Genomic DNA, 10082 nt, shown 5'->3' on the forward strand with positions numbered 1-10082 from the left:
GGGGGGGGGGGCGCCCCCCCCCCCCCCCCCCGCACCCGCAGGAATCTGGAACCTATTTGGCCATGTTGGCTTCGCCCAGCCCGTACTTCTTCAGGATCTCGAGGTACTTGGGTGTCTTCTTCAGGTCCGCCAGTCCGGAGTTCAGGTCCTGCAGCAGCTGCGTATCCTCTTTGCGCACGCCGGCCCCGATGATGCCCGGGTAGTAGGGCTCGTAGGGTGAGACGAGCTTCAGCTTGGGGTTGGGCTTCTGGACCAGGCTGTAGCCGATGACGGCGCTGTCGGTAAAGACCGCATCAACCTGTTTGTTTTCCACGGCGGCGAGCAGGGCAGCCTGCGAGTCGAACAGCTTGACCTGGCTGCCGCCGAGGCTGTCGACGAGATCCTTGAACACGGTGCCGGTCTGCGCGCCGAGCACCTTGCCTTTCACATCGTCGCGTGATGCCAGTGTGGAATCGGCCGGGACCACCATGGCTTCGCCTTCGGTGTACCAGGGGTCGGTGAAGTTGATCTGCTTCTTGCGGTCATCGGTGATGTACATGGCATCCACGATCGCGTCGGCCTTCTTGGCGTTGAGCGCCGCGATCAGGGTCGCATACTCGGAGGTGAAGACCTTGATCTTCCACCCCTTTGCCTCGGCGATGGCGTTGATCATCTCCCCGTCGATGCCTTTGAGCTCGCCGGTGGCCTGGTCGGTGAAGGAGAAGGGGGCGTCGTTGGACGTTGCGATGGTGATGGTCTTTTGCTCTCCGCCGCTACTGCTGGCGCCGCCGCCGCCTGAGCCACAAGCTGTCATGGCGAGTGCCACTGCGACGCCCATGGGCACCAATGCCGCGAAACGCTTGCGGAGAATTTTTGTTTTCAACATTAGGTGCCTTTGCTAGGGATGGATTTCTATCGGTTGAAGCGGTCGAGCCGTAAAGTGGCGGTGGCCTTGTGGGCGGCCATTCCTTCGGTGTCGGAGATCGTGGAGACGTAATTCGCCAAACGCGGAGTTGCACTCTTTTCGACGCGCTGGAAGGTGAGCGGTTTGAGGAACCGGGAGACGGAGAGCCCTGCCGATGAGCGGGCGCCCCCTCCGGTGGGCAGCACGTGGTTCGTGCCGGAAGAGCCCTTGTCGGAGTAAGCCACTGTTGACCACGGCCCCAGGAAGATGGAGCCGTAGTTCTGCAGGTTCTCGTGGTAGAAGGAGTCGTCAGAGGTCTGGATTTCCAGGTGCTCCGGTGCCAGCAGGTCCATGATCCGCACTGCCGTTTCACGGTCCTCGGCCACGTAGACGGTGCCGTAGTCCCGCCAGGCGGGTCCGGCAATATCTCGTGTGGCCAACGTCCGCAGCTGCTTATTGACGTGCCGGATGACTTCCTCGCCAAGCTCGTGTGAGGTGGTCACCAGCGACGCCGGCGACTGCGGGCCATGTTCGGCTTGGCCTAGGAGATCAGCGGCCACAAGTTCGGCGTCGGCAGATTCATCGGCGATCACAGCGACCTCGGACGGACCAGCCAGGAGGTCGATGCCTGTGCGTCCAAAGAGTTGCCGTTTGGCCTCTGTAACGTAGGCGTTTCCTGCCCCGACCAGGATGTCCGCAGGCTGCTCCCCCAGCAGTCCGAAGGCCATGGCGGCCATGGCCTGCACCCCGCCGAGGGCGAACGCCCGGTCAACGCCGGACAGGTACGCGGCATACAACACTGCCGGGTTGCCGCCGCCCGCAGCGGTGGGCGGCGTGCAGGCCAGGACGTTGCGGACACCCGCGGTCTTGGCAACCCCCACTGTCATGAACGCGCTGGCAAGGATCGGAAACCGGCCGGATGGAAGGTAGGCCCCGACGCGTGCCACGGGAACGTACTTTTGTCCCGTGAAGACGCCCGGTATAAGTTCCACTTCAAAGTCGGTGAGGTGTTCGCGCTGCTCCACCGCGAACAGCCTGGTTCGCTCGGCACTGGCCATCAGCGCCTCCCGCAGTTCCGGGGACAGCACCTCACCGGTCTTGGCGAGCTCCTTCTGGCTGATCTCCAGGCTCCCGCCCTGCCACCCGTCCAGCTGTTCGGCATACTTGACGACGGCGTCCATTCCGTTGGTCTCAATGTCACCGAGCATCGCGGATACAGTCGCCACAACTTCGGGAAGCCGCTGGGCCGGAACGTCCTCCACACCGGGGCTCTTCAGGGTGACGAACTGTCCCGGGATGTGAGCCTTGTCACGTTCAGTGAGGTGCATGGACAACAAGGTACGGGGCGGGATCTCATCGCACAACCGGACCTAAACAAGTGCCTGCCATAGGGTTACCCTGTGCTTAGAGCGGTTCTGACCTCGAGGGGAAACCATGACTCTTGCGCAACTCCGGGCCTTCCTTGCAGCCTACGAACTTGGTTCCTTCACGGCCGCGGCAAAGAAGTTGGAAACAAGCCAGGCCTCCGTCTCGGAACTCATCAGCAGGCTCGAACACGAACTGGAACACAGCCTTTTTACCCGTGGAGGGCGGCACCTTATTCCCACGACGGCGGCTGTTGAACTGCAGGTGCACGCACTTCAGTCCGTCACGTCGTTCGACAACGGCGTGGAGGCGCTGAAATCCATGTCGTCGCTGGAGGGGGGCGTCTGCACCTTCGGAGTGCTGCGGTACGGCGCCCACTATGACCTTGCCGATCTGGTGCAGCGCTTCCACCGCCGGTATCCCAAGGTGAAGGTCCGCCTGGTGGGCCTGAACTCCGTGACCGTCGCGGAGTCCGTGGCATCAGGGGAAATTGAAGCCGGGCTCATCGTGCTGCCGGTGACAGAAGCAGGTCTTCAGGTCAGGACGCTTTTCAGGGACGAAGTCTTTTTCGTGTCAGCTACCCGGCATCCTTCCCGCGGCCCCATGACAATCGAGGAACTCGCGGAGTCAAAGCTTGTACTTTATGACGCTTTCGCTGGCTGGAGTGACCCCACCCGCCGGCAGATTCTGGAGCGTGCCCGCCTCAAAGGGCTGAAGATCGAGCCCGCCATCGAGGTTGAGCACGTCGATACCGCCTTGGGATTGGTAGCCGCCGGGGCGGCAGGCACCTTTGTTCCCCAAGCCATCGTTCGCGGGCCGGGTTTCCCGAAAAACGTCCACGCCGTCCCTTTTGTGGAACCTTTGTATGACACGATCGCGCTGATTCAGCGGGAGGGCGCATACCTCTCACCGGCGACACGGAAGATGGCCCAGATGGCCGCCCGCACCCTGCTGTCCAAAGTGACCCCAGGACAAGACATCAGGCTCGGGCCTCCGCACTAGAAGACGTGTAGGGGCCCACGCTCGGGCCCTTACATGTTCCTAGAACGGATGGGCCAAAACGAGGTAGACAACCGTGAGCGTGACGGAAGCGAGGACAGCCAGCCCAGAAAGCTGCGCCAATCGCCGGGCCCGTCGCCGCGCGGAACGCAGCTCCCTACGTGAAGTCATGTTGTTGCCGGTGCTCATCTGATCTCCCCAACTCAGCGTCACAGCCGTCCCCGGCTGCGCAGGCATCTCACCCGCTCGACCAACACTGCGCGATCGGGAAGGTGCTGCAACAGAGTGGAGAGTACTCGTCGTCGCGTCACCGACTACTTGCTTGTTTTGGAGGACCAGCCCGCGCGGATTTCGCCGATTCGGCGGCCGGCCGTTGCTTCGGCTTTCCGGCGCCGGTCTCGGCCCCTATATGTCCGCCGAACCGGCCGGCCTATCGCGGGCGCTCAGGCCTCGAAGTGCGTCCGGGCTTCCCCGCCGGTGAGGTTCCGGAGGATATCGGAGGCGACGTCGCGGAGCTTCTGGTTCCTGTTGCTGGAGACCCGGGTGAGGATGCCCATGGCTTCCTCCTGCGAGCAGCGGTTCTGCGCCATGATGACCCCGCAGGCCAGGTCGATCGAGGTGCGGTGCTCCATGGCGGCCTTCAGATCCGCGGCCCGGGACTGTTCGGTGCCGATCCGGACGGCCAGGCGCAGGGAGCGGCCGGCGAGGTCGGCAAAGCCGGACGCCTCAGCAATGATGTCCTGGGTGAAGATCCCGGTGCCCGGGGCAAAGAAGTTCAGGGCCGCGGCCGCGTCCGCGCCGATTTCCAGGGGCACGCCGAGGGTGCTGCGGACGCCTTGGGCTCCGAGCTGCTGCTGGTAGGCCGGCCAGCGCGGATCGGTGCCGACGTCGGCGAGCAGAACCATCGACCGTGTCCGCAGCGCCTCGATGCAGGGCCCGTCGCCGAGGCTTTGCTCAATCCGGTCCAGGATGACGGCCCGGGGGCTGCTCCCGGCCACCGTCATGGTCTTCTTGCGGCGCTGCAGCGTCACGCCGCATTCGATCCCGGCGCCGGCGGCGTTGCTAAGCGTGGCCGCGGAGAATTCAGAGAGCCGGCCAAGGAAGTCCTCGACGTTCTCAGTACCCATCAGGAGGTCCTGCAGCTGCAGGACGGCGTCGTCACCGGCGTTGTTGGTCATGCCTCAATCTAAGTCGGTCCCCGGCGCGAAACAACTCGCCTGCATCCGAAACCCCGACGGCGGCCGCGTCGCCCCTCCTTCGGACTGGGGGTTACAGAATGGCACTCATGGGGCTCCAGCCTCCGCCGAGGTCGATGCGGGCGAACCAGTCACCCCTGCCGTTGTTCGGGTAGAGCCAGAGTTCCCCGGTGGTGTCGCGGGCGATCACATCCGGGCGGCCGTCGCTGTTCATGTCACCGGGAGCGGTGATGGCGTCCATGGTGTTCCAGCCCGCTCCGAGATCCACCCGCGTGAACCATTCGTTCTGCCCGTTGCCCGGGTAGAGCCACAGCCGGCCGGTGGTGTCGCGGGCCACCAGGTCCACCTTGCCGTCGGCGTTGAAGTCCCCCGGCGCGACGATGGAGCTCATGATGTTCCACCCGCCGCCCAGGTCAACGCGCTTAAGCCAGTCGCCGGCCCCGTTGTTCGGATACAGCCACAGTTCACCGCTGCTGTCCCTGGCGATCAGGTCCGGTCTGCCGTCCCCATTGAAATCACCCGGGGCCACGATGGAGGTCATCACGTTCCATCCTCCACCCAGGTCCTGCCGCTTGGACCAGTCTCCGGTTCCTGTGCCCGGGTAGAGCCACAGCTCACCGCTGTTGTCCCGGGCGATCACGTCCGCCTTGCCGTCGCCATTGAAATCACCGGCACTGACGATCGTGGACATCACGATCCAGCCCGCTCCAAGGTCGATCCGCGGGAACCAGCCGCCGGCCCCCGTCCCGGGGTACAGCCACAGCTCACCGGACGCGTCCCGGGCGATCACGTCCGTCTTGCCGTCACCCGTGAAGTCATTCAACCGCATCGCCGGACCCGGCACAGGGGCCCCATAATCGAGGGCCTTCGTTGCATCAACCAGCCCGGCGCCGCAGCCCTCAGGACAGGCCACGGCCAGGGGCCGTGCGGTGTTCTTGATCCGGTCCTCGACGTCCTTGGGTGTAGCACTCGCGCCCAGCTTGGCGAATATGAGCGCGGCCAGCCCTGCGACGTGCGGGGCCGCAATGGACGTTCCCACGGTGTAGGCATAGTCCTCGGCGGCGGGTCCGGTTGTGCCGGTGTTGATGGTGGAGGCGATGCCGCCCTGCGCATTTGTCGAGAGGTCACCACCGGGGGCGGTCACATCCACAGCTGTCCCGTAATTCGAATACGGGGCGCGCTGGCCGGTCCGTCCGCTGGCCGCCACGGTGATCACGTTCTGGCAGTTCGCGGGGCTCACGTCGGCTGCTGACTTGTTGGAGTTGCCAGCGGCGACAACAACCGCAGATCCCCGGTTGTAGGCGAAGTCAATGGCGCTCTGGTAGGTCGCCGAGCACGTGGCGGCAGTGCCGCCCAGGCTCATGTTGATGACGCGGGCGGGGTTCGGATTTGTTGGAGTGCCCGGGACAGCTCCGCCAGCCGCCCAGATGATTGAGTCCGCGATGTCCGAGGTGTAGCCCCCGCAGGAGCCCAGCGCGCGGACGGGCAGGATTTTCGCCCCCGGAGCGACCCCCGTGATGCCGCGCCCGTTGTTGGCGATTGCGGCGATGCTTCCCGCGACTCGCGTTCCGTGCCAGGAGGAGGGACCGCCGCTCGCGCCGGCGCTGCAGAGGCCGTCGGACGTCCAGTCGCCTTCGTCGCGCGGGTTGGGATCACGCCCGTCGTTGTCGCGGGCCTTGGCAGCGCTGGAAATCATGTCGTAGCCGGGAAGAACGTTCGCGTTCAGGTCGCTGTGGTCGGTGATGCCGGTGTCAATCACCGCGACGACGACGCCGTCGCCCTTGGTGACGGACCATGCCCCCGGCATCCGCATCCCGCCGGGCTCCTCCCACAGGTCCCATTGCAGGGAGTAGTAGGGGTCGTTGGGATCCGCGATCATCGGATACATCAGCGCGTCCGGCTCGGCATACTCCACGTCCGGGTTTGCCCGCAGGTTCGTCAGGAAGTCCTTTGCTTCAACCGGGTCCAGCGCCCTGTCTGTGCCAACGATCTCGGCGCCATTCGCCGCGGGGCGCAAACCCTTCGCAGGCACACCGACCTCAGCTTCGGCGCGTGCATAGGATTCTCGCCGGTCAGCAGAACTAATACCGGCGGTTTCTTTGAACTTGACGATGAACTGATCGGTCGACGCGGCAGGGTCTGCTGTTGCCGTCGGCCGGGGCGCGGCCGGCAGCGGGCGCACGGCTTCAGCTTGAGCAGGAATGGCTACCAGAGCCGCGCCTACCAGCGCGAGAACTCCGGCCAGAACAACACGGGGATAGGGTCGGGAAACGTAAACCATTCGGGCGTCCTAGGGCCAAGCGTCGACCGCCAGGCGCCCAAACGCGGAGATTTTGAGACCGCGATCTCCGCGTCCAAGTCGATGCTAACAACGAGTTAATCGACTTTTGCCAAGGTTTTCCGCAGGCTTTCCGCTCATTCCGAGCCGGCTTTATGCTTAGGACGATCTCATTTTTTGATCGTGGGGAAGTCTTGCCTGTGAAGCGCCATACCGGAGGCATCATTCTGACCATCGTTGCCGCGCTCTGCGTGGCCGGTGCCGCGGCTTTCGCGGTGCGCGAGTTTTCCAGCCCGACGTCGAAAGCTGCCGACTGTGCACGGGTTGGCGCCGGCCGCATCAACGGTGGCGCCGTCAAGGTTAGCGAGGGTACCCCTAAGGTTGCGATCTTGGGTGACTCTTACGTTGCCGGGGACTGGCTGGACTCCCCGGATGAGGGTTGGTCCCGTCTGATCGGCAAAGCCCAGGGCTGGGAGACGTATGTGGACGGAATCGGCGGCACCGGGTTCACCAATGGCGGACCATGCGGCGACGACACTTATGCTTCCCGTGTGGACGGCATCCTTGCCGCGAGTCCCCGCATAGTCATTGTGGAGGGCGGATTGAACGACAGTGAGGCAAGTCCGGACAAGGTTCGTGAAGCCGCCGTAGCCGTCCTCCGTGACCTGGGCAGTGTCCCCAACGTGGTTCTACTGGGACCTGCCAACGCGCCATCGAAAAACGACCTTGACGGCATCGACGCGGCCCTGCGTACTGCCGCCTCCGAGACCGGGCGGCAGTACGTCTCGGCCCTCGGCTGGGATCTGGAGTTCCAACCGGACCGACTCCACCTGACCGCAGCAGGCCATGCTGATTTCGCCAAGTTAGTTGTCGAGGCTACCGCAGACGCGGCGCGGTAGCCGCCGCTCGGCCGAGACAAGGTCACCGCCGGCCACGCTGCGGTCATGCGGGACGGTGATCAGCTGGCAGCAGAGGCCGGCGAGATACACCCAAGTAGAAGTCGGGAATTGATCGGGTACCGCACACTCTGTTGAGGCACTGCCCCCAGCTCTAGCGTCGATGTATGAAACGTCTATCAGAAGCGGTGCGCCGGTTCGTGGGGCACCATGTCGTGTGTGATGACCCTTCACCCGAGCTGTCGCGCCTCGATCGGGAGGACCTTATCGCCCAGGCAGGATACGGTCTCGACAGACTTTCCTGAGACCTTCCTACACCAAGACAAGACACGCCCTACACGTACCCGTCCACGATGGCGGCAGCGATCTCCCGGTAGGCGCGCCGGGTTTCGGGCCGGAGCGCGTCGAGGGTGACCAGGTCGCCGTCGGCCACGCCACGGTCGTGCGGGACGGCGATCAGCTGGCGGCAGATGCCGGAGAGGTGGTCCTCGATCGCGTCCTTGTCGACACGGGAGGACACCTCGTCCTTGTCGGTGATGACGACGACGGCGTTGCGTGCCAGCTCCTCGTAGCCGTGGCCGGCAAGCCACTGCAGGGTGCTCCGGGCGCGCTTGGCGCCGCTGACGGCATAGCCTGCCGCGATGATGAGGTTGTCCGCGGACTGCAGGATGCCGCTCATGGCATTGTGGGTGACCCCGGTGCCGCAGTCGGTGAGTGCAACTGAATAGTAGCCGGAGATGAGCTTGCGGATCCGCAGGTATTCCTCGGCCGTCAGGGAATCCGAAACCTCGGGATCCTGCTCGCCGGCGATCAGGTGAAGCCTGCCGGCGTGGTGCATGTAGCGGGCCAGGGCAGTGAGCGAATCGACGGAGTCGACGTTCTTGAGGAGGTCCGTGATGGTGCGCGGACTCTGCTGCTGGTAGATGCCCTCGCCGAGGGCACGCTCCACGAGGTCCCCGGAATCGGGGTTGGCGTCGATCGCGCACGGCGAATCCCCGCGGAATTCGGCCAGGGTCAGGCCGACGCCCACCGTGGTGGAGGTCTTGCCGATGCCGCCTTTGAGGCTCAGGACGGCGGTGTTGTAGCTGCCCTGCAGCTGGCGGGAGATGCGCCGGGCGAGGTCGTCCTCTTCGCGCTGCCGGGCGCTCGGGCCGAGGTTCAGGCCTCCCCCGGTCATCTTGTACAGGGCGCCGCGGAAGCCGCCGACGGGCCGGGGCCTCTGCTCGCGGACGAAGAGGCCGGGCGGGCTGATGAAGTCCGGCGCCGGGGCAGCGAGGGCAGCCGCACGGGTAGCCGCACGGCTGGGCTGCGCGGGGACCGCCGGCGCGGTGGCCGGCACTGCCGGCAGGCTGATCGCGGGGGCGGACTGTTGGGGCTGAACCGGGGGCCGGGCCGGACCTGACGGGGCGTCCGCGGCGGCTGCCGCCTCGGCCCAGGAGCTGCTTCGGACTGGACGGCGCGGCGGAACACCGTCGCTGGTGATGATAGGCATGGTTCCTGTCAGGGCGTCGGGGGCTCCGCCTCGGCGGCGGTCCCGGCGGCGGCGCTCGGGCTTCTCCTCATCGACGGAGGTGTCGGCTGTTTGCTTGTCCACCGGTTCGGGCATGTTTGTCCCCCCTGGGACTCACAGCGCTGGCCGCTGCGGTGCTCGTTTGAATTGGTCCAACAGCAATTCTAGGCGCAGACGCAATAGTCAGCGGACCAGGGGGCATCCGCCCATGCCCATCCGGCCTAGTTCAGGGCGATCAGCAGCATCACGGTGGTCCCCGGGACGCAGGTCTGCAGGATCGCCCGGGGGAATCCCCCGAACAAGGCGGCGACTGCATTGGTGGTGCTGCCCAGGGCAACCTGACCCCGGCCGGTCGCGGTGTATGTGCCGTAGCCGGCGATGACCACGGTCTCGCCCACGCCGATCCCCGAGAACCGCGCCCACCCGCCGCAGGTGTCGTGTTCGACGATGAAGAGGGAGTAGGGATCCGTGGGCGTGAAGTGGATCGGGCCGATGCACCGGTCCACCAGAGCCTGGCCGCCGGAACCTGCCACGTAAATGGTGCGCACCGCTGACAGAACAGCTGACGGTACTGCTGACGATGGTCCGGCCGGCTCCAGCGGAGGACCTGAGAGCATCAGGGTCTGGCCGGGCCGGATCAGGCCGGACGCCCCCAGCCCGTTGGCTGCAAGCACCTCACCGACGGTGACGCCGAAACGCGCTGCGATGGCACTGACAGTGTCACCTGCCACAACGACGTACTTGTTGGTGTCGGGACTGACGGCGGCTGGCTCCGGGACGGCTGCCGGTAATGGCTCAGATGCGGCGCCCCCGGCCGCAGCCTCTGGAGCCTGGGCTTCAGGAACCGGGCCGGGCACATCTGGGGAAATGGCCTCAGCCGGGACCGGGACCGCGGAGGTGGCCGGGGCAGGCGCCGGTTCTGAAGCCGGGGCAGGCGCCGGTTCTGAAGCCGGGG

General features: G+C 65.5%; 8 protein-coding genes. 2 read left to right on the forward strand and 6 right to left on the reverse strand.

The genetic code is table 11. The annotated features are described in order from the left end of the window. Window positions 1-52 precede the first annotated feature (52 nt). Both QCD75_RS20945 and hisD read right to left on the reverse strand, forming a co-directional pair. Window positions 53-865 (reverse strand): ABC transporter substrate-binding protein, encoded by an 813-nt coding sequence (locus QCD75_RS20945; protein ID WP_301231424.1) that lies wholly within the window; start codon window positions 863-865, stop codon window positions 53-55. Between the two features lie 26 nt (window positions 866-891). Further along, entirely contained in the window at window positions 892-2211 is a 1320-nt protein-coding gene (hisD, locus tag QCD75_RS20950) for a histidinol dehydrogenase (RefSeq protein WP_301231425.1), read from the reverse strand. Between the two features lie 106 nt (window positions 2212-2317). Here hisD and QCD75_RS20955 point away from each other — a divergent pair, with 106 nt between their 5' ends. Beyond that, window positions 2318-3250 (forward strand): LysR family transcriptional regulator, encoded by a 933-nt coding sequence (locus tag QCD75_RS20955; RefSeq protein ID WP_301231427.1) that lies wholly within the window; start codon window positions 2318-2320, stop codon window positions 3248-3250. Window positions 3251-3690: 440 nt separating this feature from the next. On the opposite strand, the gene QCD75_RS20960 is transcribed toward QCD75_RS20955, so the two are convergent. After that, window positions 3691-4425 carry a GAF and ANTAR domain-containing protein gene (locus QCD75_RS20960; RefSeq protein ID WP_301231428.1) on the reverse strand — a complete coding sequence of 245 codons (735 nt, stop codon included), beginning with the start codon at window positions 4423-4425 and terminating at the stop codon, window positions 3691-3693. Window positions 4426-4516: 91 nt separating this feature from the next. Next, window positions 4517-6475 carry a S8 family serine peptidase gene (locus tag QCD75_RS20965; RefSeq protein WP_301231429.1) on the reverse strand — a complete coding sequence of 653 codons (1959 nt, stop codon included), beginning with the start codon at window positions 6473-6475 and terminating at the stop codon, window positions 4517-4519. 446 nt (window positions 6476-6921) lie between these two features. On the opposite strand from QCD75_RS20965, the gene QCD75_RS20970 reads away from it, so the two are divergent. Next, window positions 6922-7620 carry an SGNH/GDSL hydrolase family protein gene (locus tag QCD75_RS20970; protein ID WP_301231430.1) on the forward strand — a complete coding sequence of 233 codons (699 nt, stop codon included), beginning with the start codon at window positions 6922-6924 and terminating at the stop codon, window positions 7618-7620. A gap of 331 nt (window positions 7621-7951) precedes the next feature. Here the strand turns inward: QCD75_RS20970 and QCD75_RS20975 are convergent, their stop codons facing one another. Together QCD75_RS20975 and QCD75_RS20980 are read right to left on the reverse strand one after the other, a co-directional pair. Beyond that, window positions 7952-9223 (reverse strand): MinD/ParA family ATP-binding protein, encoded by a 1272-nt coding sequence (locus QCD75_RS20975; protein WP_301231431.1) that lies wholly within the window; start codon window positions 9221-9223, stop codon window positions 7952-7954. Between the two features lie 125 nt (window positions 9224-9348). Continuing rightward, a partial coding sequence (locus QCD75_RS20980; protein WP_301231432.1) for a LysM peptidoglycan-binding domain-containing protein occupies window positions 9349-10082 on the reverse strand: 734 nt, incomplete at its 5' end.

The organism is Arthrobacter sp. PsM3 (assembly GCF_030433895.1).
GTDB lineage: Bacteria > Actinomycetota > Actinomycetes > Actinomycetales > Micrococcaceae > Arthrobacter.

What these genes read in the sequence shown, in the direction of transcription:
- QCD75_RS20960 (WP_301231428.1), bottom strand. Translation starts at nt 4,425, where the DNA reads ATGACCAACAACGCCGGTGACGACGCCGTCCTGCAGCTGCAGGACCTC.
- hisD (WP_301231425.1), bottom strand. Translation starts at nt 2,211, where the DNA reads ATGCACCTCACTGAACGTGACAAGGCTCACATCCCGGGACAGTTCGTC.
- QCD75_RS20955 (WP_301231427.1), top strand. Translation starts at nt 2,318, where the DNA reads ATGACTCTTGCGCAACTCCGGGCCTTCCTTGCAGCCTACGAACTTGGT.
- QCD75_RS20975 (WP_301231431.1), bottom strand. Translation starts at nt 9,223, where the DNA reads ATGCCCGAACCGGTGGACAAGCAAACAGCCGACACCTCCGTCGATGAG.
- QCD75_RS20945 (WP_301231424.1), bottom strand. Translation starts at nt 865, where the DNA reads ATGTTGAAAACAAAAATTCTCCGCAAGCGTTTCGCGGCATTGGTGCCC.